We start from the raw sequence: 25,238 nt of genomic DNA on the forward strand, positions 1-25,238 counted from the left end.
GACTGATTTGTTAATTTTGTTTTCATCATCGATTCATAACTTTTGCAAAACAACCAACAGGCCTGTCATGAACGTCAAGCAACTGCGCGCCTTTGTCGCTGTGGCCAAGTACCAGAGCTTCGCTCAGGCCGGTGAACACCTGCATGTCTCGCAACCGGCACTGAGCCTGACCATCAAGGCCCTGGAAGAAAACCTTGGCGGCGCCCTGCTCAGCCGCACCACGCGCAGCGTCAGCCTGACTGCCGAGGGCGAGGTGCTGCTGCCGCTGGCACGGCGCCTGCTGGCCGACTGGGACGACACCGAAGAAATGCTGCGCCAGCGTTTCACCCTGCAACTGGGCCGGGTTTCGGTGGCGGCCATGCCGGCCTTTGCCGGCAACCTGCTGCCCCACTCGCTGAAGGTATTTCGCCAGCGTTACCCGAAGGTCAACGTCACGGTGCACGATGTGATCAACGAACAGGTGCAGGAACTGGTGCGCCATCGCCGCGTCGAACTGGGCATCGGCTTCGAACCCGACAACAACGATGGCCTGGATTTCCATCCGTTGTACATGGACCGTTTCGTCGCCGTGGTGCCCGCCGATTCGCCCTTGGCGCAGCTGCCTCAGGTCAGCTGGGCACAGTTGCTTGCCGAAGACTTCGTGGCCCTGCAACGCCCTTCGGCGGTGCGCCTGCTGATGGAGCAGAACGTGGCCGCCCGCCACGGCAAACTCGCGGTGGCTTTCGAGAGCCATCAGTTGTCTACCGTCGGGCGCATGGTCGCCAGTGGGCTGGGGGTCAGTGCCGTGCCGGCACTTTGCATCAATCAGATGCAGGAGCTTGGCGCCCGCTGCGTGCCCTTGGTCGAGCCCACGGTCGAGCGCCGCATCGGTGTGATTGCTCTTAGCGAACACAAGCTTTCCACGGCAGCGCAAGCGCTGCTTGAGGTACTGCTTTCCAATACCCGCATCCCGGAGGTGACATGCGTTACGTGAAACTGGCAGGTTCGAGCGTTCCGGCCATCGGCCAGGGCACCTGGTACATGGGTGAAGATCCGGCTCGCAAGGCGGCCGAGGTGGCGGCCCTGCAACAGGGTATCGAACTTGGGCTGAGCCTGATCGATACCGCCGAGATGTATGCCGAAGGTGGCGCGGAAGAAGTGGTTGGCCAGGCCATTGCCGGGCGCCGCGACCAGGTGTTCCTGGTCAGCAAGGTGTATCCGCACAATGCCAGCCTGCGCGCCATGGCCGCCGCCTGCGAGCGCAGCCTCACCCGCCTGGGCACCGACTGCATCGACCTGTACCTGCTGCACTGGCGCGGCCAGCACCCACTGGAAGAAACCGTCGAAGCGTTCGAGCGCTTGCGCGAGCAAGGCAAGATCAAGCGCTGGGGTGTTTCCAATTTCGATGTCGACGACCTGCGCGAACTGCACAACCCCGATTGCGCCACCAACCAGGTGCTGTACAACCCGGCCCAGCGTGGCATCGAGTTCGACCTGTTGCCGTGGTGCGAAAAGCGTGCGCTGCCGACCATGGCCTACTGCCCGCTGGCCCAGGCCGGGCGCCTGCTGCAGCACCCGGTGCTGGCGGAAATCGCCGAGCGCCATGGGGCCACGGTGGCCCAGGTCAGCCTGGCGTGGGTGACACGCAATGACGGGGTGATAGCCATCCCCAAGGCCGTGACGCCCGAGCATGTGCGGTTGAATGCCGCTGCGGGTGCGCTGACCCTGACCGGCGAAGACCTGCGGGCGATCGACCGGGCGTTCCCGGCACCGACGCGCAAGCAGCGGTTGGCGATGGTGTAGCGAAGAGAACTGAATTCGCAAGCAATCCTCGTACCCTGTGGGAGCGGCTTTAGCCGCGAAGAATTCAACGCGGTGCGTGGCACCGGCTGCGCCGGTGTTCGCGGCTAAAGCCGCTCCCACAGGGACCGCGCAAAAATCAGGGTTTTGCGTGAGGTGCCGAGGATCAATGGAAGTCCCGGCTGCGTACATCCAGCCCTTGCAACAGCGGGCTCACATCCTCCAACCGCCGTGCTATCAGGTGGCGCACGCCATTCTCCTGCTCCAGCCGCCCGCTTACCTTGAGCAACTGCGCCCCCACCAGTGCCCGCCGCTGCCGTTCGGCAAGATCCCGCCACACCACCACATTGACCATGCCGTGCTCGTCCTCCAGGGTGACGAAGGTCACGCCGCTGGCGGTCTGTGGCCGCTGGCGGCCCACCACCAGCCCGGCCACGGCAATGTTGTCACCATGCCCGACATCTTGCAGCTCGCGCGAACTGCGACAGCCCAGGGCCCGCAGGCGTGAGCGCAACAAGGTCAGGGGATGCGGCCCAAGCGTGGTACCCAGGGTCTGGTAATCGGCCATCAGGTCCTCTGCCACACTGGGGACGGGCAGTTCGACGGTACGTTCCGGCAAGGCTTCGATATCGGCGAACAAAGGCAGCTGCGGCTGCACCGCCGCCACCTGCCAGCGCGCCTGGTGCCGGTCCCTGGCCAAGGCGCGCAGCGCGCCGGCACCGGCCAACTGGGCCCGGGCTCGCGAATCGAGCCCGGCACGCAGGCACAGGTCTTCGACATCGCGCCATGGCCGCTGCGCCCTCGCCTGCTCCAGGCGCCTGGCGTCGGCCTCGGCAAAGCCGCGTACCAGGCGCAAGCCCATGCGAATGGCCAGCACCTCTCCAGGCTCAGGCTCGAGCGTGCAGTCCCAGTCACTGTGGCACACATCGACCGGCCTGACCTCGATACCCTGGCGCCGGGCCTCTTGCAGCAACTGGTCGGGGCTGTAGAAACCCATGGGCCAGCTGTTGACCAGCGCGCAGGTGAAAATCGCCGGTTCATGGCACTTGAGCCAGCTGCTGGCGTAGCACAACAAGGCAAAACTGGCCGCGTGCGATTCCGGAAAGCCATAACTGCCAAAGCCCTTGATCTGCTCGAAGATGCGCTCGGCAAACGCCAGGTCATAACCATTGCGCAACATGCCCTGCACCAGCCGCTCGCGGTGCGGCTCCAGGCCGCCGTGACGCTTCCAGGCGGCCATGCTGCGGCGCAACTGGTCGGCCTCGCCCGGGGTGTAGTCGGCCGCGACCATCGCCAGCTCCATTACCTGCTCCTGGAACAGCGGCACACCCAGGGTGCGCTCGAACACTGCCTTCAGTTGCGGCGAGGGATAGGTCACCGGTTCCTGCTTCAGGCGCCGGCGCAGGTAAGGGTGGACCATGTCGCCCTGGATCGGCCCGGGGCGGACGATGGCCACCTCGATGACCAGGTCGTAGAACTTTTCCGGCCGAAGCCGCGGCAACATGGCCATTTGCGCGCGCGATTCGATCTGGAACACGCCCATGGTCTCGGCACGGCTGATCATCGCGTAGGTAGCCGGGTCTTCGGCGGGGATGGTCGCCAGGGTCAGGTGCCGGCCACGGTGGCGTTGCAGCAGGTCGAAGCAACGGCGCAAGGCGCTGAGCATGCCCAGCGCCAGCACGTCGACCTTGAGCAGGCCTACCATGTCCAGGTCGTCCTTGTCCCACTGGATCACCGTGCGCTCCGGCATCGCGGCATTCTCCACCGGCACCAGCTCGTCCAAGGGTTGCTGCGAGATGACGAAGCCGCCCGGGTGCTGTGACAGGTGCCGAGGGAAGCCGATCAGTTCGCCGGCCAGCACCAGTACCCGGCGCAGCGAAGGGCTGCCCGCCTCGAAGCCGGCCTCGGCCAGGCGCTGGTCGTCGGGTATGCGATCGCTCCAGCGGCCACAGCACTTGGCCAGGGCGTCCACCTGGTCGGCGGGCAGCCCCAGCACCCGCGCCACATCCCGCACCGCACCGGCGGCATGGTAGGTGTTGACCACCGCAGTGAGCGCCGCCCGGTGCCGGCCATAGCGACGGAACACATACTGGATCACCTCCTCGCGCCGGTCGTGCTCGAAGTCCACGTCGATGTCCGGCGGCTCGTTGCGCTCGCGCGACAGGAAGCGCTCGAACAACAGGTGGTGTTGCATGGGGTCGAGCTCGGTGATGCCCAGCACGAAGCACACCACCGAGTTGGCTGCCGAGCCCCGCCCCTGGCACAGAATGCGCTGGCTGCGGGCGAAGGCGACAATGTCGTGCACAGTCAGGAAGTAGCTTTCGTAGCCCAGCTCCTCGATCAGCGCCAGCTCCTTGGCCAGCACATCCCGCACCTTGCTGCTCGGCCCGGCTGGCCAGCGCAACGGCAAACCCTGCTGGCACAATTCGCGCAACCAGCTCGCCGGGGTATGCCCCTGGGGCACCAGTTCGCAGGGGTACTGGTATTTCAATTCGCTCAGCTCGAACTGGCAGCGCGCAGCGATGGCCAGGGTCTCGGCCAGCAGGTCGGCGGGATAGAGCTCGCCCAGTTGTGCCTGGCTGCGCAGGTGCCGCTCGCCATTGGCAAACAGGAAGCGCCCGGCCTCGGCCACCAGGCAATGCTGGCGAATGGCGGTCATGCAATCTTGCAGGGCGCGGCGACCGCGCACGTGCATGTGCACGTCGCCACAGGCCACGGCGCGGATGCCGACCCTGGCCGCCAGGCCGCGCAAGCGTTCAAGACGCAAGGTATCGTCACTGCCGCGGTGCAGGTGCACCGCCAGCCACAGACGCTCACCGAACACGCCGTGCAGCCACTGCCCGGGGGTGGCATCGCCGCTGTCATCGGCTACCCACAATGCCAGCAGGCCCTGATGGTGCTGCTGCAGGTCATCGCGAAACAGTTGGTACTCGCCCTTCTGCGCCCGCCGCCGGGCCCGGGTGATCAGCGCGCACAGGTTCTGGTAGCCGGCCAGGTCCTGCACCAGCAGCACCAGCCTGGGGCCGTCCTGCAACTGCACTTCACTGCCCACGATCAGCCGCAGCTGGTGTTCCTTGGCCGCCTGCCAGGCACGGACGATACCGGCCAGGGTGCATTCGTCGGTGATCGCCAGCGCCTGGTAGCCCTGTTCACGCGCGCGCCGGAACAGCTCGTCGGCGCTCGACGCGCCGCGCTGGAAGCTGAAGTTGGACAGGCAGTGCAGCTCGGCATAACCCGGGGTGTTCATGCGAACCAGCCCTGCAGCCAAAACGGGCCGGCCTTGCCCAGGTCGCGGTAGGCCCAGCCGCGCAGGCCGTCACGGGTTTCGATACGGTAATAGTCGCGGCGCACATCGCCGCCATCCCACCAGCCCGACTCGATGCGCTCGGCATGGCCTTGCAGGCGATAGCCGCCTTCGTCCAGCGCCATGGGGGCCGACAGCAGCCAGCCAGGGCGGCTGCCAGGGACGACCGGCATGCTGCCCTGGGCACCTTGCTCTACCGCTTGCCAGGCGCATTCGGGGCGATGATCGGCTGCCGCGCTCAGGCCCTTGACCGCCTCATCCCCCAGGCGGGCGCGTAGCCGTTCGCGCAATTGTTCCCAAGGTTGCGCCTGCTGCGCACGCGGGTCGAACAATGCCTGGTGTTGCGGCACGAAGGGTGGCAGGTCCTCGGCAACCAGCCGCAGGTTGCGCACAGGTGCGGGAATGCGTAGCGGCTCCAGGCGCCCGCGCGCCAGTTCGAACAGCATCGCAGCATCGCGTTCGGCGGCCAGCAGGCCTACCTTCAGCAAGGTATCCGGCCCTTCGGCATGCTCCAGGTGCAGGCAGAAACGCTGCACGCCACAGTCACGCCCGGCGAGGAACGCGGCAAGGTCGTTGAGCATGCGCCGCAGCGGAAACAGCAGGGCCTGGTGTGATTCGACGTCGAAGTTCAGCTCCAGCCGGGTCTCGAAACGGTCCGGGGGCTGGTAAAAGCCCAGCCCCAGGTTGCGCAGGCCGAGCAACTGGTCAAGGTGCAGCTGCACCTGGGCCGGAAAGCGCCTGGCCAGGCTGTCGCGGGGCAAGGCCAACACCTGGCTCAACTGGCGCAGGCCCATGCGGGCAAAGGCCTCGGCAGCCTGCGCAGGCAGGCCGATACGCTCGATGGGCATGCCCAGCAGCGCCGCACGGGTGGCATCGGCATCCATCACGGCCAGGCCATCGTGAGCATTGGCGAGCATGCGCGCCGCCACCGGGTTGCTGGCCAGGACGATGCGTTGGCGCAAGCCCAGCTCCGCCAGCTCCTGGCGCAGGCGGGCCTCGAACAGCGGCCAGGGGCCGAACAGCTGCAGGCTGGAACCCACCTCCAGCAACAGCGCCCGTGGGTAGTGCAGGCTGACCTGGGCACTGAAGCGGTAGGCCCAGGCTGCCAGCAACTGCTGCACCTGGTCGATGCGCCTGGGGTCGGCTTCGACGCAGCTGAAGCCATCGGCCAGCGCACGCGCCGCCGTCAGGGTTTGCCCGGCCCGCAGGCCGAGCGCCGCCGCCGCCGGGTTGACCGCCTGCAGCACACGTCGCTGGGTCGGCCCGCCAAGCAGCACCAGGGGGGTATCGGGGTCGTCACGCTCACGCAGGACCGTGTCCAGCGCCAGCTGCGGAAGCAGGATGCAGGCCCAGAGCATGTTGCATCAGCCCCGCCCCGGGCAGGCGATGGGCAGCGCCGGTGGCATGCCGCCACGGCTTTTCAGCACGCGCCATTGTGCCGGGCGGGTGTCGACGGCAATGCGCAGCGCTGCGGGCGAAGGGTTGTGCGCCGCCTGTTGCGGCCGGCAGGCGAAGGCCAGCGCCTGGCCGGTTTCGGCAGCCACCTGCAGGCGCCGCAGGGCGCGGTCATCGGCACGTTCCGGCCAGCACAGCACCGCCGCGCAACTGCCGGAGCGCAGGCACTGCTCGGCGGCCCACAGGGCATCGGCAGGTTCGGCGTCCACCTGTACCAGCCAGCGCAGGTCCACCCCCGCGGCCTGCCAGGCCGGGGCGTAAGGAATGAATGGCGGTGCCACCAGCACGATTCGGCTGGCTTCAGCGCTCAAGCGGGCCAGGGTCGGCCACATCAGCTGCAATTCGCCACAGCCGGGGCTGGCCAGCAACAGTTCGCTGAGCGCAGCCGCCGGCCAGCCACCTTCCGGCAGGCATTGGTCAAGGGCGGCATGGCCCGTGGGCTGCAGGCCGAGCGGCCGCGCCTGGGCCTGCCGACCGCGCCATACCCGGCGCTGGTCGAGCAACCTGTCGAGGTCGACCACCGCGCCCATCAGTCACGCCTCAGCAAGCCGCAGAACACGCCTTCGATGAAGAATTCCTGTTCAGGCCGCACATCGATGGGCGCATAGGCCGGGTTGCGTGGCAACAGCCGGTAATTGCCACCCTGGCGCTGCAGGCGCTTGATGGTCACCTCGCCGTCCAGGCGCGCGACCACGATCTGGCCATCGCGGGCGTCGGCCTGCTGGAGGATGCCGACCAGATCGCCATCGAAAATGCCGTCGTCGATCATCGAGTCGCCACGCACCTTCAGCAGGTAGTCGGGGGTACGGCGGAACAGGCTGGGGTCGAGCAGCAGTTGCTCGTGAATGTCGAGGTCCGGGCCGATGGGGGCGCCTGCCGCCACCTGGCCCAGCACCGGCACTTCGAGGATTTCCGGGCGGCGCAGCCGTTCGGCCAGGCGTATGCCCCGCGCCTGGTTCGGCGTGACGTCGATGTAGCCGGCCTGGCACAGGGCGGTGATGTGCTTGCGCGCCACGCTGCGCGAGGCAAAACCGAAGCGCGTGGCGATATCGGCCAGGCTCGGCGGCTGGCCGTGGTCGGCGATGCGCTCACGGATGAACTCGAAGATGGCGCGGCGTTTTGGGGTAAGATTGTCCATGGAGCACATTTGTACTCTTTTTAGAGCACGCTGAACAGCCCCCTTCGTCGACGGCTTGGCGGCTGCGATGCAATTGTGACGGGCAGCAGTTCATTTGCTGGCCGAGGCCATCAGAACACCAAAACAGAAAAAGGTGATGCCGGAGATTTTGCCGACAATTCGCGCACCGCGGTCGCTCGACAGCCAGCCCCTGGCGCTATTGGCCATCAGCGCATAACCGGTGTGTACCAGCACGACCAGCAACGCGTAGGATGAAACCAGCAGGAAGAACTGGCGGTAGTAGTTGTCCTGGGGACTGATGAATTGTGGAAACACCGCCAGGAAGAAGAAACCAGCCTTGGGATTCAGCAGTTGGATCGACAACGCTTCGACCAGGCGCCGCCAGGGTTGCGTGGCGGTCACGGTAAACTCCGGAATGAAACGCTGGGTGCGCCACATTTTTCCCCCCAAGTACAACAGGTACAACGCGCCGACGTACTTGAGCACGGTGAACGCCGTTGCCGAGGTCGCCAGGACCAACCCCACGCTGCTGGCCGAGAGCCCGGCGACGATGAAAGCGCCCAAAGCGATGCCAAAGATCCCCGGCAGCGCTCCGCCCCAGCCGTGGCGCAGGGCGTTGGAGAGGGTCAGCACTACCCCGGGACCGGGGCTTAACACGGTGAAAGTCGCGAGGACAAGGAACAATCCATAGCTAGCCATGCAAAATGCCTCCTGGCATTGAACTGAAGAGCGTTAGGGCCGCCAACGGCACCCGAGGATCAATGCCGCACACAGCGAAGTCCGATCAGCAAAGAAGCGGATACTTGTTGCGCACATGGACGAAGACCAGAACAGAGCGGCGTCAGAGTGGCGTGAAACACCATCGCTGACAAACGCTTTATTTGCGCCCCTGATGTGACAAAATTAGACATATGATCAGCGACCTCCCACCCTTGAATGCCCTCCGGGCCTTTGCCTCGGCCGCGCGACACCAGAGCTTCAGCCGTGCCGCCGAGGAGCTGCACGTCACCCACAGTGCTGTCAGCCGCCATATACGCCTGCTCGAAGAGCACCTGGGCATAATGTTGTTCGAACGCCGAAATCGGCAGTCGGTACTCACCCCGAGCGGCCAGGCTTACTATGAACAGATCAGCCTGGGCCTGGCGCAAATCGCCAACGCCACTCAGGCCCTGGCCCGAAGCAGTGCATCGCGCAAGGTGATCATCAATGTGCGCCCGTCCTTTGCCGTGCGCTGGCTGATCCCTCGGTTACCCGAATTCATGACGCAGTTTCCAGAGATTCAGCCCGAGATTGTGACCAGCATCCTGGCCCCTGACCCCTCGCGTGAGGCCTTCGATCTGGTGGTGCGCCGTGGCAGCGCAGGCTGGGCGGCCAATCTGGAACCGAACATGCTGTTCGAGGACGAGCTGCTGCTGGTTGCCGCGCCTTCTCTTCTGGAAGCGATACCGGTTCAGGCGCCGTCGGATGTGCTGCGCCATACCCTGCTCTCGGGCAGGACACGTAATGGGGATTGGCAGGCCTGGTGCAAGCTGGCCGGTGTCAGCCAGGCAAGACAACGGCCAGCGCTGCAGTTCGATCACATGCACCTGGTGCTGCAAGCTGCCGTCGACGGCCTTGGCCTGGCGCTGTGCCCGGCCACGCTGCTGGGCAAGGATCTTGCCACCGGCCGACTGCACAACCCGCTGCCTCATCTACGACTGCCCCTGACTCGCTACTACTATGGGGTATCGAAAGATGCGGTCGCCGAGACCCAGGTATTTATCGACTGGATGCTCTCTCGGCTCCAGCATGACACCTGTGCACTTCCTTGATCGGTGCGCGGCAAACATATCAGCCCTCGCGGCTATCCACACAATATTTGCGGCTATGCAGCGCTCCAATAGAGAAGATCAGCTACCTGCGCCCAGCCACCTACGCCAACCAGAACTGATGACCAAACTTCGAAATCCGGAGCGTGCCAACGGCCGGTTACTCGGTTGGCTTTCCAGCTTTGGCAGTTGCTGACTTGACGCGCAGGCGTCAACCTCGCGTTCGAGCACAGCTCTGCCAAGGCTGCCGTACTCCAGTACACTCAGGAAGTCGCGTAGTTGACGTGACTCCAAAGGCAAAGAATCTCCCTTCTGGCCCGCCCATGATTTTGGACCTGGATACCCAATGCTGACTGCCCTGCTGTTCGACCTCGACGGAACCCTCACCGACACTGACACCTTGCATCTGCAGGCCTTTCGCCAACTGCTGCGCGAGCATGACGGCCGCGAGCTGAGCCAGGCGCAGTTCGATGCCCAGGTCAGCGGCCGCGCCAACGGCGAGCTGTTCGCCGAGCTGTTTGCCGGTGCCAGTGCCGAGCAGTGCCAGGTGCTGGCCGACCGCAAGGAGGCGCTGTTCCGCGACATGTCGCCGGCTCTTGAGCCGATGCCGGGCCTAGTGCGCCTGCTGGAACATGCCCAGGCTCGTGACATCGGCATGTGCGTGGTGACCAACGCACCGCGGCTGAACGCCGAGCACATGTTGAACGCCATGGGCCTGGGCCAGCGCTTCGCGCACGTGCTGGTGGCAGAGGAACTGGCACGGCCCAAGCCGGACCCGCTGCCTTACCTGACCGGGTTGCAGCGGCTGGGTGCCGAGGCCGGGCAGGCACTGGCCTTCGAGGATTCGCTGCCGGGGGTGGCGGCCGCGAGTGGCGCTGGGATCTTTACCGTGGGCGTGGCCACTACGCAGACGCCGGAGCGGTTGCTGGCGGCGGGGGCGAAGCTGGTTGTCCGTGACTTCAACGACCCGGCGTTGTGGTCCTTGATCGGATCCATGCAATGAGCATACGGGGCCGCTTCGCGCCCCATCGCCGGCAAGCCAGCTCCCACCTCGACCGCATCGGCCTCAAGCCATGCGCCATCCCTGTGGGAGCTGGCTTGCCGGCGATGGGCTGCGAAGCGGCCCCAGAATTTCAAGGCAATATGCATGCCCCAGCCATTGTGCACACCCAGGTCCACCCATGCTGATCGACGAAGAACTGACCCTCAAGAAGCTGGAAACCTTCCTCGCCTTCATGCGCACCGGCAACCTCGGCCGCGCCGCCGTCGAGCTGGCCACCAGCGCCGTCAGCGTGCACCGTGCCATCCACTCGCTGGAAAGCGCACTGCGCTGCCCGCTGTTCAAGCATGAAGGCCGCCAGCTGATCCCGCTGGAAAGCGCCTACGTGCTGGAAAAGAAAGCCCGCCAGCTGATCCAGGACGCCGAGCAGATGGTCCGCCAGACCCGCGAGGCCGCCGGCTTCTACGCCGAACGCTTCCGCTTGGGCGCGCTCTACTCGCTGACGGTGAAAACCGTACCCAAGCTAGTCATGGGCCTCAAGCTGCGCCGCAGCGAACTCAACATCGACCTGACCCTGGGCTCCAACGTCGACCTGCTGCAGCGCCTGAAGAACCACGAACTGGAGGCCATCCTCGTGTCGCTCGACGAAAGCGTCAGCGACCCGGCCTGCGAGCAGTTACCGCTGTTCTCCGACGACATCTTCCTTGCCGTGCCCATCGATTCACCCTTCGCCGAGCAGGCCGAGGTGGACCTGGCCGACCTGGCCGACTCCACCTTCATCACCCTGACCCAGGGCTTTGCCACCCACCGCGATGGTGCCCGGGTGTTCCAGCAGGCCGGCTTCGAACCCAAGGTAGCCATGCAGGTGAACGATATCTTCACCCTGCTGAGCATGGTCAGCTCGGGCGTGGGCTTTGCCTTGCTGCCTGGGCGGATCGCAGCGGTGTATGAAAACCGGGTCAGGTTGATTGCCCTGAAGCCGCAATATCGCTTGCAGCAGCATATTGGCGTGGTGTTCCTCAAGGCGCGGGAGCGGGAGCCGAACCTGCTGGCGTTGCTGGCAGAGTGCCGGATGTACAGCCTGGAGCGCTGAAGGGCTGCGGACACAGCTTCTTTTGTTGTTTGCTGCACTGGCCTCTTCGCGGGTGAACCCGCTCCCACAGGTACCGAGCAGACCTCGGGCAATGCACATTCCCTGTGGTTTTGTTGTTTGCTGCACTGGCCTCTTCGCGGGTAAACCCGCTCCCACAGGTACCGAGCAGGCCTCGGGCAATGCACATTCCCTGTGGTTTTGTTGTTTGCTGTACTGGCCTCTTCGCGGGTAAACCCGCTTGTATGGTTAGACTTGAAGGGGTGGTGGGACTAAATGCCCGATTCTGACTGTTCACAGCAGTACAGACCGTGGGAGACATCGCCCCACCCCTTCCACCAAAGCGCCGATAAAGAATGCATCGTTTGCAAGCGACGATAGAAACAAGCCAGCGCCTCTTGGTGAAACCCCTTCAAGCCGAAAAACCATAACGTGAGGAGCGGCCCATGGCAATGCAGGTAGGTAAGTTGATCGTGGGTGCGGATGTCGCGAAAGCTGAGCTGGTTATCCACCACGATGATCGCGACGAGATCATCAGGCTCAAAAACTCCAAACTCGAGATCAGAAGGTGGCTCAAGCAACAACCCCTCAACACCGCTATCGCTGTTGAGGCGACCAACGTCTATCACTTGGACCTGGTTGAATTGGCCCACAGCCTAGGCTTCGAGGTCTATGTCATCGATGGTTTTCAATTGAGCAACTACCGGAAGAGTGTTGGGGGACGGGTTAAAACCGACCCCTCCGATGCTCGGTTGCTGTCCCGTTTTTTAAAAAATGAAGGCGAGGACCTTCGCCCTTGGAGCCCGCCTCCCGCTGTCTACGGCAAGCTTCAGAGCCTCTTGCGACGCAGAGCCGCCTTGGTGACTGCTCGTACTGCAATGACTCAGAGCTGGGCTAACGAAAGCCTTTTGAAAGCCGCCTTCGAAACTTTTGTGAAGTCGATAGATCGGCTGGATCAGTTGATTCAAAAGAAGATTAAAGAAGTACTGCGAGACGCTGGGCTGCAGGAACAAGTCGCTCGCTGCCAGGCAGTAGAGGGCATTGGTTTTCTCACCGCCGCAGCATTGGTGATGGCTTTTACAAGGGGCGAGTTCAAAAGCAGTGACTCGTACATTGCATTCCTAGGAATGGATTTACGAGTCAGTGATTCCGGACAGAAGAATGGGCGACGTCGCCTCACCAAGCGAGGTTGTTCAGAAATTCGTCGCTTATTGCACAACGCTGCGATGGCGGCCAGCAGATCGGCAGCCTGGAAAGGGCTTTACGAACAGCATCGGAGCAGTGGTAAAGCAACAACCCAAGCGTTGGTAATCCTGGCAAGAAAGCTCGCGCGGGTGGCATTCGCCCTGATGAAAAATCAGGACGAATACGTCACTAAAGGCGCGAAACTGGCTTGCTGAAAACCATAGAATCTCCCACAGGTACCGAGCAGGCCTCGGGCAATGCACATTCCCTGTGGTTTTGTTGTTTGCTGCACTGGCCTCTTCGCGGGTAACCCGCTCCCACAGGTACCGAGCAGGCCTCGGGCAATGCACATTCCCTGTGGTTTTGTTGTTTGCTGTACTGGCCTCTTCGCGGGTAAACCCGCTCCCACAGGTACCGAGCAGGCCTCGGGCAATGCACTTTCCCTGTGGGAGCGGGTTTACCCGCGAAGAGGCCGGTACAGGCTGACTCAAACAATCAGGGCCCGCTGCACCTCGCCCACCGTTGTAGCCAGGCTGTTCAGGTGCAGGTTCAACACCCGCTCCACCGGCGCCTGGTCCAGCGGCCAGTGCAAGGCAATGCTCCCGGCCAGGCGCCCTTCGGCATGCACCGGCAGGGCAATGGCGCGGATCAGGAACGGCAAGCGCACCGGGTACTCCCAGTGCCCTTCGGTGCGCTGGCCGAACCCCTTGTTCGCTTCCTCCTCGATATCGCGCAGCACCGTCTCGTCGCCCACCCGCTCATGGGCCGCCAGGCGCTGCACTTCATCGACCGCCAACTCACCCAGGCATGCCCGTCCCATCGCCGAGTGGAACAGGCTGGCATGATGCCCGACGATCTGGCAGGTGTGCGGGTAACGCTTGCGCAATACTTGGGGCACAGCGCTTTCCATCACCTCCAGCCGCTCGCCGTCGAAACACGACAGGTCGGCCACCAGCCCGGTGCGCTCGCTCAATTCCAGCAGCATGGGCGCGGCGTGTTCCACCAGGCGCCGTTTGAAACGCAGTTGGCGGTCACCGAACAGGCGCCGCGCGCACAGCCGGTAACGCCTGTCGCTGAGGCCGCGGTAAACCCAGCCCTGCTCCTGCAAGGTGGCGAGCATGCGCGACACCGTGGCCTTGGGCAGCGCCGTCAGGTAATGCAGTTCTTCCAGGCCCAGCGCCTGGTGTTCGCCAAGCAGGTCGACGATGGCCAGCGCCCGTTCCACCGAACGCACGCCGCCACTGTCTGCCGTGATGCCCATGAGTGTGACCTCCCTGTAACTGGATGGTCAGGATAGCCAGCAAGATCCGCGCCTGCCCAGCGGTTTCATGGCGCTTGCAGGCTCCGGGGTGGGCGCCGCGCTACCCAACGGGTGAGCTGTTCATGGGCATGGGCCAGCTGCAACACCGCATGGTCAGCCTGGGCCGGGCCGATGATCTGCAGGCCCATGGGCAACCCGGCAGCGTTGAAACCGACCGGTACGCTGATGCTAGGCAAGCCGGCCAGGGTCGGCCCAATCACCACTTCCATCCAGCGGTGATAGGTGTCCATCGCCCGCCCACCGACCACCGTTGGCCACGGTTGCCATGCATCGAATGGGAACACCTGGGCCGATGGCAACAGCAGGTAATCGTAACGCTCGAACAGCTTGCCCAGCGCGCGGTACCAGTCGCTGCGGGCCACCGAAGCCTGGTACACCGCTGCCGCGCTCAGTTGCAGGCCACCCTCCACCTCCCACTGCGCCTCGGGCTTGAGCAGCGCGCGCTTGCCCGGGTCGGCATAGGCCGCAGCGAGGTTGCCGTGCACCAGGAAGTGGCGATGGGTCAGCCAGCACTGCCACAAACGCGCCATGTCGAACGCCGGCTGGCAGGCCTCGACCCGGCAGCCAAGTTCGGCGAAGTCTGCCAGGGCCGCTTCGCACAGGCCCAGTACCCCGTCATCCATCGCCAGGTAACCGTCGTAGTCGCCCAGCCAGCCAACCCGCACGCCGCGAAAATCGCGCTGCAACCCGGCGGCAAAATCGCGCCGGCCCTCGCCCAGCGACAACGGCGCCCGCGCATCGAAGCCCGCCTGGGTCGACAACAGCCGCGCCACATCCACCACACTGCGGCCCATCGGCCCCTCGGTGGCCAGCTGCTGCACGAACAGTTCCGGCGCCGGCCCGTGGGGAACGCGGCCCTGCGACGGGCGCAGGCCATACACGTTGTTGAACGCCGCCGGGTTGCGCAGCGAGCCCATCATGTCGCTGCCATCGGCGACCGGCAGCAGGCGCATGGCCAGCGCCGCCGCCGCCCCACCGCTGCTACCCCCGGCCACCTTGCCCGGGTCGTAGGCGTTGGTGGTGGTGCCGAACAGGGTGTTGTAGGTCTGCGAACCAAGGCCGAATTCCGGCACATTGCTCTTGCCCACGATCAGCGCACCACTGGCCCGCACCCGCGCCACACTGATCGCGTCCTGCTCGGGCACCTGCTCGGCGAACAGCGGCGAGCCCAACGTGGTGCGCAGCCCGGCAGTGGCAGCCAGGTCCTTGATCGCCTGGGGCATGCCATGCATCCAGCCGCGCGAATGGCCCCGGCCCAGCTCGCGGTCACGCTCATCGGCCTCGGCCAGCAGCGCCTCGGCCGGGCGCAGCGACACCAGCGCGTTTACCTGCGGGTTGAAGCGTTCGATGTGCGCCAGATAAGCCTGCATCACCTCCCGGCACGATATCTGGCGGGCATGGATGGCCCGGGACAATGCCTCGGCATCGAGGGCAACGATGGGGTCGATGGCTAGCGGCATCACGGTTTCACTCCAAGGTTGAAAGCGGCAGGCTTGCCCGCGCGTGGGGCTTCTTTCAGGCAATAGGTGCCCAGCAGTGTCAGCAGGCAGGCGAACAGCACGTAGAACGATGGCGCCACCGGGGTACCGAGCACCTTGCTCAGCCAGGTGACGATCAACGGGGCGAAGCCGCCGAACACCATCACCGCCACGTTATAGGCCACCGACACACCGGTAGAACGCACCTCGACCGGGAACTGCTCGGCCAGGGCCGTGGGCGCCGGCCCGAAGAAGCCACCGATGGCGGTGCACAGCAGCAGTTGCATCACCAGCAGGCGCTCCAGCGACGGCGCGGCAGCCACCCACACATACAACGGGTAGACCATGACGAAGAACGCCAGGGTGAAGGCCATCAGCACCGGGCGCCGCCCCAGCCGGTCAGACAACGCCCCGGACAGCGGGATCACCACGGTCATCAGCCCAACCGCAAGCATCTGCACCAGCAGCACCTGGTCCAGCGGCAGCCCGAGGTTCTTGTGGGCGAAGGTCGGCATGTTCACCAGCACCACGTAGAACGACACCGTCGCGCCACAGGCCAGACCCATCGATACCAACAGGCTGCGCCGATGCTCACGCAGCACCTGCCACAGGCTGGGCGACTGGCCCTTGGCCTGGCGGCGCGCCTCGATGAATTCCTCGGGCTCTTCCATGTGCTTGCGAATCCACAGCCCCACCGGGCCGATCAGCAGGCCAAGCACGAACGGGATACGCCAGCCCCAGCTGTCCAGCGCCGCTGGCGTGCACAGGTGGGTGACCAAGGCCACCATCGCCGCCCCGGAGAACACCGCCAGGCACTGCCCCACCAACTGCCACGAGCCATACAGGCCCTTGCGGTGGGCCGGCGCGCTCTCCACCAGAAAGGCCGTGGCGCTGGCGTACTCGCCGCCGGTGGCAAAACCCTGCAGCATGCGCGCCACCACGATCAGCATCGGCGCGGCCATGCCGATGGCCAGGTAGTCGGGTGCAAAGACGATCATGGCAATGGAGACGGTCATCAGCCGGATGATCATCTGCATCGCCGCCTTGCGGCCCTTGCGGTCGGAATACATGCCCAGCAGCACGCCGCCCACCGGGCGCATGAAAAAGCCGACGCCGAAGGTGGCCAGGGCCATCAGCAGCGAGGCGTATTCGTCGTCGGAGGGGAAGAACTGCCGGGCGATGATGCTGGCCAGAAAGCCGTACACGATAAAGTCATACCACTCCAGGGCGTTGCCGATGACGGCGGCGACCACTTGCCGGGTACGCGACACGCCGGTGCTCGAAGTCTGCATAGGAAACACTCCACACAATGATTGGGTGATCGCCCAGGCGCGGTCGCGCCCGGGTTCCAGCGGCAGTCGTCAAAAAGGAAAGGTCAGGCGGGCGCGAGCCAGCGCTCTGCCAGCGCACCCCAGTAGGCGGCGCCGGTCAGCAGGATGTCGTCGTTGAAGTCGTAGGCCGGGTTGTGCACCATCGGCCGCGATACGCCATTGCCGATGAACAGGTAGGCGCCCGGGCAGCGTTGCAGCATCCAGGCGAAGTCTTCGCTGCCCATCAGCTTGCGGGTGTTGCCATCCACGGCCTCGGCACCGAGCAATTCCACCCCCACCTGCCGGGCGAAGGCGTTTTCCGCGGCGTGGTTGACCAACACCGGGTAGGCCGGGCGGTGTTCGATGGTGGCGCGGCAGCCAAAGCTCTCGGCCTGGCTGACGATGATCGCCCGCACCCGCTCCAGGGTCTGCGCCCGCACCTCGGCGTTCAGCGCGCGCAGGCTCAGGCGCAGCAGCGCCTGTTGCGGGATCACGTTGGCCGCTTCGCCGGCCTGCAAGGCGCCCACGGTAACCACGGCTGCCTCCTGCGCATCGATATTGCGCGCCACCACGGTTTGCAGGGCCATCACCACACTGGCCGCCGCCACCAGCGGGTCGACGGTCAGGTGCGGCATCGAGCCATGGCCGCCAACCCCGTCGAGGGTCACCGTGAGCAGGTCTTGCGAGGCCATCATCGGCCCCTCTCGAAAGCCCAGGTGCCCGGCCGGCAGCCCGGGCATGTTGTGCATGCCGAACAGTGCATCGCAAGGGAAGCGCTCCAGCAGGCCGTCGGCCAGCATCGCCTCGGCGCCACCCTGGCCCTCCTCGGCCGGCTGGAAGATCAGCGTCAGCGTCCCGTCGAACTGCCGGGTCGCCGCCAGGTAGCGCGCGGCGCCAAGCAGCATGGTGGTATGCCCGTCATGGCCGCAGGCGTGCATGCAGCCCTGGTGCCGGCTGCTGTACGCGGCGCCGGTAGCCTCGTGGATGGGCAGCGCGTCCATGTCGGCGCGCAGGCCCAGGCGGCGTGGGCTGCTGCCATTGCGCAGTACGCCGACCACGCCGGTCTTGCCGATACCGGTGTGCACTTCATAGCCCCATTCTTCGAGCAGCTGGGCAACCAGCGCCGAAGTGCGGCTTTCTTCGAAGCCCAGTTCCGGGTGAGCGTGGATATCGTGACGGATTGCGTGCAGGTCGCTGGCCACATCGTTCAGCCAGGCCAGGATGTGCTGATGTCGGGACATGTAGAGTCTCCTCGCGCGGGTGATTTCCCGTTCTTGTTGTTCGCCTTGAGGTCACGACGGGTGAGGCAGGTCGTGCTTGGCTGACAGATAAGCGCGAGGAGCGATGAAGCACAATCGAATCTGGTTTCGCACGGTGGAACCGAAACGTGGCTTGCCGGGGAGGTAGTCACTTTGGCGGCCCTACCTGCTGGCCGTAACCATCTCATCCAGACGCACGAGATGGCCGCCAGTGTTCCAGCTGAAGCGCCGCGCCACTTTTGAACCCCCAAGGCATGGGCAATCCAGGGTGTTCCACCACAGGTACTTGGACTTGTAAGTCGCATCGATGATGGTGTGCGGCAGGCCGTCATCGCTGTTCAGGTACTCGGTCATCTGGCCGCGGGCATCGAATTCGGCGAGCAGGTTGGCTTCGTACTCGTACTTGATCTCGCCACGCAGCTTGTCCAGCGTGCGCACCAGTTCACCCGCCGGGTCGTACTGATAGCGACGGTGGATCGGGTTGTACGCATGCTCCACCAGCAATGAGGTATTGATACCGGTGTTGTGCACCTGCGAGAGCTTGTCGGCCGGCAAGGTCGAGGCAAACTGCCAGGCCTTGCGTCCCATTGCGTCATAACCGAAACAACTGGTGAGCTTGCCCTGAGTCCGATACACCTCGCGGTGCAGGTCATCACGCTCCATGTCGCTGATCACCTGGCCGTCCAGGTTCAACTGGTGCAGGTGCCCGCTGCCGTAGTACAGGTGGTTGACCTTGCGGCCATCCGGCAGGGTCAATGTGGTCAGGTTGCTGAGCGGGTCGTATTCATAGTCCAGTGCGCCACCCGGGGTCAGCTCCTGCGTCAGTCGTCCGAGCAGGTCGTAGCTGTAGCTCAATGTCTCTTCGGTGATCCCCAACTGCTTGCCCGCACTGCTCGGCTGGCGCTGAATGCTCAGCAGCCGATCGGCATCGTCGTATTCGAAATCCTGTCGGGCATCGCGGTTGACCTTGGCCATCAGCCGGCCAATGGCATCACGTTCGAACAGCGTGTTGCGCTCTGGCCGCTCGCCGTTGTCGCCGTAGCCAATCTCGTCCAATAGATCGGACAAACCCAATGCCCCAGGTCATTTGCCTTTATAACTAAAAAGAAATGGGGCTAAATCAGCCCCACTGAATCGATCATGTTTTTAAAGATCTATGCCCTCGAAGCATTAAATCATCAGGAAAAATAACGACCACAGCCCAGCTCAAGCAGCTCAATCACATTTTAAAACTCAACAAGCAACCAGTTCAAAATCAAGATGACTCACATCGGAACCATCAGCAACTACTGGCAGAACTGGGACAGAGATAAACTCGAGTCCATATCCGTATTCCGAACCATATTCACGAAGCCCTGCATATCCCTTGATGGACAAACTATAAATACCAGGCTCAACATCAATATAATCATTACTCGGAAGTCGAGAAGCATACTCGGCTTTGTAATTTAGGAAAAAATCTTCATCCCAGTCAAATAGCGCATTGAGATCCGAAACAATCAGGACACCAGAAACTATTACCAAAGGAAGTCCTGAATACTCGAATACCGGCTCAGGCAAATCATCCACCCCCACATTTTGACACTCTGTAAAAACAGAGTATTCTTGCTCCGAAATTTGGTATATAGGAAAAACCACCCCCTGTTCAATCGCCTGCCGCCCAAGCGCTTCGTCTTTCAAAAAAGCATTAAAGATATTTGCATCTGTTAACCCTTTGCTTTTTATGAAAGCCGCAAATTGTACCGGATCAAACAATACTATTCCTGGAGCATACAGCTCTATCAACGCACTCCGTTTCATTACCCGCATCCTCCTGCAGAATTGTTACCACTGCCTTTGCCAAGCGACTTAGTTAGGGCCTCACCAATAGTTACATCTTTCGCAAGCACTTGTCCGGTACGAGGAATTTTTAACGTGCCCTTTTGAGGGAACCCCTCGTAAGCCTTGTTTAGCTTCTTAACCAATTCTTCAGACGTCCCTTCAAACTTCTTGTTAAACGGTACACCTTCTTTCTTTATTGCATCATGGAATTGCTGATGTAGCTTATCAGAACCTTCAATCTCATTGGGGAACCATGATGGCGAGTCGAGCTTGGTACCTAGCTCTGGGAACCCATGGGTGTTTGCATGAGCACGGGGGAACGGATGGTGCCCCATACCGTCAGGTTTCAAGGGCTTCCAAAATGGCATCCACCCCCAAGGATCGATCCAGGATAGTGGATTTGGGACATATTGATATAAATTCAGACCACCATTGAGGCCAATAGGATCCTGAGTGCAAAACCTACCTATTTGCGAATCATAATAACGAAAAGTATTATAATAAATTCCCGTTTCAACATCATAGTATTGACCTTGAAAACGTAGGTTCTGCTCAACTCTATTGACGGTTATCTGCTCTATCTCACCCCATGAGCGATACGTCGCCTGCCAGACGATCTTGCCGTCACTGTTCGTAAGCTCCAACGGCGTACCAATCTGGTCAGTATGGAAGTAATAGAGCTTCTGCTCTTCCCCCTCCACCTGATCGATCCGCGCCAACGGCGCATAGCTGCCCGGCTCATACAGGTACAGGATGCTCTGCCCCGGCGTCTCCTCATGCAGCATCCGCAAGCCTTGCCAGAGGAAGCGCTTCTGTTCGACCTGGCCATTGATCTCCGCCTGCTTGGCCACCCGTCGCCCAAGGCTGTCGTACCGGTACTGCCCGGTACTCTCCAGCTTGCCGTTGACCACAGTTTCCGCCCGCACCAGCCGGTTCTCGCAGTCATAGCTAAAGCTCTGCAGCTTGCTGTGTCCCGAGCGCTTCTCGATCAGGTTGCCCCACGGATCGTAACGGTACTCCTGATCCCGCCACTGTCTGATCCGGTTGTCCTTGACCTTGTCGAACTGCCGCGCATTGAAGTCCAGCCGGTTGGCCGCCGCGTCGTAGCGGAACTCCTCGCTGCCCACCAGCGAGCCGGTATCACGGCTGCGCAACTGCCCGTTGGCTTCGTACTCGTATTTGATCTCACCCCGCAGCTTGTCCAGCGTGCGCACCAGTTCACCCGCCGGGTCGTACTGATAGCGACGGTGGATCGGGTTATACGCATGCTCCACCAGCAACGAGGTATTGATCCCGGTGTTGTGCACCTGCGAAAGCTTGTCGGCCGGCAAGTTCGAGGCAAACTGCCAGGCCTTGCGCCCCATCGCGTCATAACCGAAGCAGCTGGTGAGCTTGCCCTGGGTCCGGTACACCTCGCGGTGCAGGTCGTCGCGCTCCATATCGCTGATAACCTGGCCATCCAGGTTCAGCTGGTGCAGATGCCCACTGCCGTAGTACAGGTGATTGACCTTGCGGCCATCCGGCAGGGTCAATGTGGTCAGGTTGCCGAGCGGATCGTACTCGTAGCCGAGCGTGCCGTCGGGGATGATTTCTTTGGTCAGCCGCCCCAGCAGATCGTAGGCGTACTCCAGCTTCTCTTCCGTGATCCCAAGCTGCTTGCCGATCCCGGTCGGTTGCCGCTCGATGCTCAGCAACCGGTCGCCGTCATCGTACGCATAGTCTTGACGCGCATCGCGGTTGATCTTGGCGACCAATCGGCCAATGGTGTCACGCTCAAACAGCGTATGCCGCTCCGGCCGCTCGGCATTTTCGCCATAGCCAATCTCATCCAGCCGCGTGAGATGGCCTCCGACGTTGTAGCTGAAACGCCGGGTCAGGTTATCCACCCGCACTTCTTCGCTCAGCCGGTCCGAAGCGTCATAGGCAAAGCTGTACGTGGCGTTGTTCTCATTGACCAGCGCGATCAGGCGCACGGCCTTGTCGTACTCGTAGCGTACCCGCTGGCCCTTGGCATCCTGGCGGCTGCTCGGCAGGCCACGCGCCGTACGCATCAGGCGTGTGGTCTGGCCCTTGCCGTCGGTGTGGCTGATTACCTGGCCGTAGACGTTGTAGGTGAAGGTTTCCGCGGTACCGTCCGGGTGACTGATGCGCAGCACTTCGCCGTCGGGCTTGCGCTCCAGGGTGGTGGTCTGGTTCAGCGCATCGGTCACCGCGACGAGGTGCTGGCGTTCGTCGTAGCGGTACCAGGTGCTCTTGCCCGAGCAGTCCTGATAACGCTCGACCTGGGCCAGGGTGTTCCACCACAGGTACTTGGACTTGTAAGTCGCATCGATGATGGTATGCGGCAGGCCGTCATCGCTGTTCAGGTACTCGGTCATCTGGCCGAGGGCATCGAATTCGGCGAGCAGGTTGCCCTTGTCATCGTAGCGCGCTCGCCAGGTGCTGCCGTCCGGATAGCTGACCTGGGTCACCAGCGTGGTCAGGTGGTGATATTCGTAGGTGGTCTTGCGGCCCAGCGGGTCGGTTTCTTCCAACAGGCGGGCGTATTCATCGTACTTGAAGGCGAGCCGGTTGCCGTCCGGCAAATCCAGGCCAACCATGTTGCCCTGCTCGTCCAGCTCGATGGCGTAGCGTTCGCCACCGTAGTCACGGCTGGCGAGCACGCGGTGGTCGGCGTTGTACTGCACTTCCAGCTCGCGGCCGAGCACGTCGGTGGCCCAGCTGGTGCGGGCGTCGAGGTCGTAGCGGAAGTGGTAGTGCTCGCCATCGCTGGTCCAGTGCTCGACCACGCGCGGCTTGTCGCCGAGGGTTTCCCAACGGTAGTGGCAGCCCAGGCCCAGCGCGTTGCTGTGGGTTACCATCAGGCCTTCGGCGTAGCTGAAGCTGCGCACCGTGTCGCCGTTGCGGTTGATCACCGCGCTCAGCTGGCCGTGTTCGTCATAGCGGTACTGGGTGAGCGTTTCCACCGCTTCGTTGTTCACCACGCGCTTGATGTCGGTCAGGCGACCCAGCGGGTTGTCGTAGTGCAGGTGCACGCGGGTACCGCCGGTGGCGCTGATGTCGGTCAGCGTACCATCGGGCGTGCGGGTGAAATGCAGGAAGTGGCCGAGGGCGTTTTCGATGCGTTGCAGCGGCACTTCGCTGTTGGTGTCTGGCACTTCGCCGAAATAGAAGAACAGGTTGTCGAGGGTTTGCAGGATGTAGTGGCCGCCCTCGGTGCATACCAGGTACACCTGTTCGTGCGGGTTGTAGATGCGCTGGCCCGGTTGCAAGGTCACGAACGGGATTTCGCGGCCCTGGTTGTCGGTGAGGTAGATGAACGAGCCCTGGCGGCGCAGGCTCTGCTCCCAAGGCAGCACCCAGCCGCGACCGAGCACGCTATCGACAGTCAGGTCGCTGGCGTAGAAGCGTGACCACTCGATCGGCATCAGGCCAGGCAGGCTGAAGTCGATTTCGTCGGGGATCAGTTTGCGGCCGGTGGTGAGGTCGACCGGGTTGCCGACCAGGCCGCCGATGGCCCTGCGGGCGACGGGTTCGACCACGTAGCGGCTGGCTACCTCGCCAGCGACGAAGCCGGCGGTGAACTTCAGGGCGCAAGGCATTATGGTTTTCATGCCGGCTTGCGTACCGGCCTTGATCAACTGCGCGATACCACCCGCGGCACCGGCGATGGCCATCAGCACATCCACGGTGGTGCGCAGCCACTCCGGGATCTCGTCATCCACTGGCAGATAGCGGTAGGTGCCACCGCCGATGATGACGTTGTCCGACCCACCGGAAATGGTCGCGCCGCAGGTCAGCTTGTCGCCCTTGCGTGCAGCCGCGACGCTGTTGATGAAGACATTGGTCGAGCCTTCGGCGATCTGCACCGGGCCAGGGTGCTTGTCGCAGGCACCGATGCTTTTTTCGACGCGGGCGGCCTTGCGGCTGTTGATGAAAACGTTGGGTGAGGCAGTGGTTATCGTCCCTGAGGGGGACGAGAACATACTGCCTATCGCCTCTCCGGCGGCGGTCAGCAAGCTGCCTCCGATGCCGGCTGCGAGGCCGGCCAGCAAGGCCACGCCGAACCCACAGGTGAAGGTGGCGATGGCCACCGTGGCCACCAGCGCGATGCCCAGGGCTGCCCCGATCAGGAAGCCCCCCAGCGCGCTGGTGTGCGATATCTCGTCGCCGAACCTGGCCGCTTCGAACATGAGGGATTACTCCTGTTCGCCGGACTCGGCGCTGGTTACGGACGGGGCTCGCGGCGTGAAGCTGGCCAGCAAGTTGTCCCAGTCCTGGTTCTGCTGGGCACTGAAGTCGGCCTGTGCGGTGGTGGAAAAGATCAGGGCACGCCCGGGGCTGATGATGAAAGCGGCCTGGCGCTGATACAGCGGGCGGCCCTGGTTCATGTAGTAGGCGTCGATCTGGATGCCGGCAATGGGTGCGGTAGCCGAGAGCGAGACGGCCTTGTTGCCCATGCGGGTGTAACCACGCAGCTTGGAGGTGAGCATCTTCACCTGGCGATCGACATAGGCCTGCAGCGCTTCGTCCGGCAGCAAGGTGTCACGCGAGATGGTGATGCTCAACGGTGCTGGAACACTGGCACCCAAGACGAACATGTTGACCGTGCGGTCCTCGAAACCTGCCGGCAGCGCGATGCCGCCTTCCTGCAACTCGTAATCCATGCGATGAAAATTCCTGATAGCGAAAAAATCGGGTGTCAGCCCTGCGCGAAGCCATCGAGCATGCGGTCGAACTCGGCCAGCCACTGGCTCAGGCCCGGCTTGCTTGGGTCGATCACGCTGGAAATATCCAGCCATTGCAGCGACTGGCTGCCGGCGATGGGCACCAGCGCGCCGACCAGGCGACCGTGCCGGGGCTCGTGGCCAGCATTGAAGTGGAAATCCAGGACCTTGGCCGGGTTGCCAGCCAGGAGGCAATCACGTTGACGAATCACGCGCAGTTGCGGGTTCAATTCGCGCAAAGCCTGGATCGCGCCGTCGAACAATTGCTCCAGCGGCTGCCTGGCGCGTACATCACGGCGGCGGATGCTGAGGCTGATCGGCTCGCCTTCATGCTCGATGGTGGTCTGGATGTCGCGAAAGCGAAAGCCGATCGGAAACTGCAGAGTGAAACCTGCGAAGGTGAAACCGCTGCCCACATCCTGCAACGCGGCTGGCACCGGTTCCGGCTCGGGCACAGGCTCAGGCACATGAGCGGCTTCCGCCAACCTGGCCAGCCGCGCAGCCTCCTCTTGCGCTTCGCGCCTGGCAGAGATGCGGTCGTAGATCGAGGGCTTGTACATGAA

Annotated in this window: 19 protein-coding genes and 1 pseudogene; 6 read left to right on the forward strand and 14 right to left on the reverse strand. The window is 63.2% G+C overall.

The features are described from left to right. Positions 1–67: 67 nt before the first annotated feature. Together NY023_RS14685 and NY023_RS14690 are read left to right on the forward strand one after the other, a co-directional pair. Positions 68–973 carry a LysR family transcriptional regulator gene (locus tag NY023_RS14685; protein ID WP_013972722.1) on the forward strand — a complete coding sequence of 302 codons (906 nt, stop codon included), beginning with the start codon at positions 68–70 and terminating at the stop codon, positions 971–973. Then, complete coding sequence (locus NY023_RS14690) at positions 961–1,782, forward strand: aldo/keto reductase (RefSeq protein WP_013972723.1); 822 nt, start codon at positions 961–963, stop codon at positions 1,780–1,782. The genes NY023_RS14685 and NY023_RS14690 overlap by 13 nt, the downstream gene beginning before the upstream one ends. A gap of 163 nt (positions 1,783–1,945) precedes the next feature. On the opposite strand, the gene NY023_RS14695 is transcribed toward NY023_RS14690, so the two are convergent. From NY023_RS14695 to NY023_RS14715, 5 genes are all read right to left on the reverse strand, one after another. After that, on the reverse strand, positions 1,946–5,026 hold the full coding sequence (locus NY023_RS14695) for an error-prone DNA polymerase (RefSeq protein WP_013972724.1): 3,081 nt from the start codon (positions 5,024–5,026) through the stop codon (positions 1,946–1,948). Beyond that, positions 5,023–6,441 (reverse strand): Y-family DNA polymerase, encoded by a 1,419-nt coding sequence (locus NY023_RS14700; protein WP_013972725.1) that lies wholly within the window; start codon positions 6,439–6,441, stop codon positions 5,023–5,025. The genes NY023_RS14695 and NY023_RS14700 overlap by 4 nt, the downstream gene beginning before the upstream one ends. Before the next feature lie 6 nt (positions 6,442–6,447). Beyond that, positions 6,448–7,068, reverse strand: a complete 621-nt coding sequence (imuA, locus tag NY023_RS14705) for a translesion DNA synthesis-associated protein ImuA (protein ID WP_013972726.1) — start codon at positions 7,066–7,068, stop codon at positions 6,448–6,450. Further along, positions 7,068–7,685, reverse strand: a complete 618-nt coding sequence (lexA, locus tag NY023_RS14710; protein ID WP_025339260.1) for a transcriptional repressor LexA — start codon at positions 7,683–7,685, stop codon at positions 7,068–7,070. The genes imuA and lexA overlap by 1 nt, the downstream gene beginning before the upstream one ends. A gap of 81 nt (positions 7,686–7,766) precedes the next feature. Next, positions 7,767–8,375 carry a LysE family translocator gene (locus NY023_RS14715; protein WP_024087167.1) on the reverse strand — a complete coding sequence of 203 codons (609 nt, stop codon included), beginning with the start codon at positions 8,373–8,375 and terminating at the stop codon, positions 7,767–7,769. Positions 8,376–8,587: 212 nt separating this feature from the next. Here NY023_RS14715 and NY023_RS14720 point away from each other — a divergent pair, with 212 nt between their 5' ends. The 4 genes from NY023_RS14720 to NY023_RS14735 all read left to right on the forward strand — a co-directional run bounded on the left by NY023_RS14720 (position 8,588) and on the right by NY023_RS14735 (position 12,974). After that, positions 8,588–9,487, forward strand: a complete 900-nt coding sequence (locus NY023_RS14720; RefSeq protein WP_013972729.1) for a LysR substrate-binding domain-containing protein — start codon at positions 8,588–8,590, stop codon at positions 9,485–9,487. A gap of 343 nt (positions 9,488–9,830) precedes the next feature. Continuing rightward, positions 9,831–10,487, forward strand: coding sequence for an HAD family hydrolase (locus NY023_RS14725; protein ID WP_013972730.1), 657 nt, complete (start codon positions 9,831–9,833; stop codon positions 10,485–10,487). Between the two features lie 178 nt (positions 10,488–10,665). Continuing rightward, positions 10,666–11,577: a LysR substrate-binding domain-containing protein gene (locus tag NY023_RS14730; protein ID WP_013972731.1), complete on the forward strand. Its 912-nt coding sequence runs from the start codon at positions 10,666–10,668 to the stop codon at positions 11,575–11,577. A 443-nt stretch (positions 11,578–12,020) separates the two neighbouring features. Beyond that, positions 12,021–12,974, forward strand: coding sequence for an IS110 family transposase (locus NY023_RS14735; protein WP_013970314.1), 954 nt, complete (start codon positions 12,021–12,023; stop codon positions 12,972–12,974). Positions 12,975–13,246: 272 nt separating this feature from the next. Here NY023_RS14735 and NY023_RS14740 read toward each other — a convergent pair whose 3' ends face one another. The 9 genes and pseudogenes from NY023_RS14740 to NY023_RS14780 form a co-directional block, all read right to left on the reverse strand. Continuing rightward, positions 13,247–14,020: an IclR family transcriptional regulator gene (locus NY023_RS14740; protein ID WP_013972733.1), complete on the reverse strand. Its 774-nt coding sequence runs from the start codon at positions 14,018–14,020 to the stop codon at positions 13,247–13,249. Positions 14,021–14,085: 65 nt separating this feature from the next. Beyond that, positions 14,086–15,540 (reverse strand): amidase, encoded by a 1,455-nt coding sequence (locus NY023_RS14745; RefSeq protein WP_013972734.1) that lies wholly within the window; start codon positions 15,538–15,540, stop codon positions 14,086–14,088. Then, positions 15,540–16,850 carry a citrate-proton symporter gene (locus tag NY023_RS14750; RefSeq protein ID WP_013972735.1) on the reverse strand — a complete coding sequence of 437 codons (1,311 nt, stop codon included), beginning with the start codon at positions 16,848–16,850 and terminating at the stop codon, positions 15,540–15,542. Before NY023_RS14750 ends, NY023_RS14745 begins: the two co-directional genes overlap by 1 nt. Before the next feature lie 83 nt (positions 16,851–16,933). After that, positions 16,934–18,109 (reverse strand): M20 aminoacylase family protein, encoded by a 1,176-nt coding sequence (locus NY023_RS14755; RefSeq protein WP_013972736.1) that lies wholly within the window; start codon positions 18,107–18,109, stop codon positions 16,934–16,936. 402 nt (positions 18,110–18,511) lie between these two features. Beyond that, a pseudogene (locus tag NY023_RS14760) lies at positions 18,512–19,183 on the reverse strand (RHS repeat domain-containing protein); the annotation flags it as partial. Between the two features lie 177 nt (positions 19,184–19,360). Further along, complete coding sequence (locus NY023_RS14765; protein ID WP_023662905.1) at positions 19,361–19,927, reverse strand: hypothetical protein; 567 nt, start codon at positions 19,925–19,927, stop codon at positions 19,361–19,363. Then, positions 19,927–24,141 carry an RHS repeat-associated core domain-containing protein gene (locus NY023_RS14770; RefSeq protein ID WP_013972738.1) on the reverse strand — a complete coding sequence of 1,405 codons (4,215 nt, stop codon included), beginning with the start codon at positions 24,139–24,141 and terminating at the stop codon, positions 19,927–19,929. Before NY023_RS14770 ends, NY023_RS14765 begins: the two co-directional genes overlap by 1 nt. A gap of 6 nt (positions 24,142–24,147) precedes the next feature. Further along, positions 24,148–24,615, reverse strand: coding sequence for a DcrB-related protein (locus NY023_RS14775; RefSeq protein ID WP_003260502.1), 468 nt, complete (start codon positions 24,613–24,615; stop codon positions 24,148–24,150). A 35-nt stretch (positions 24,616–24,650) separates the two neighbouring features. After that, on the reverse strand, positions 24,651–25,235 hold the full coding sequence (locus tag NY023_RS14780) for a hypothetical protein (protein WP_013972739.1): 585 nt from the start codon (positions 25,233–25,235) through the stop codon (positions 24,651–24,653). Positions 25,236–25,238 lie beyond the last annotated feature (3 nt).

Origin of the sequence: Pseudomonas sp. NBB (assembly GCF_032701105.1) — a bacterium.
Lineage (GTDB): Bacteria > Pseudomonadota > Gammaproteobacteria > Pseudomonadales > Pseudomonadaceae > Aquipseudomonas > Aquipseudomonas asiatica.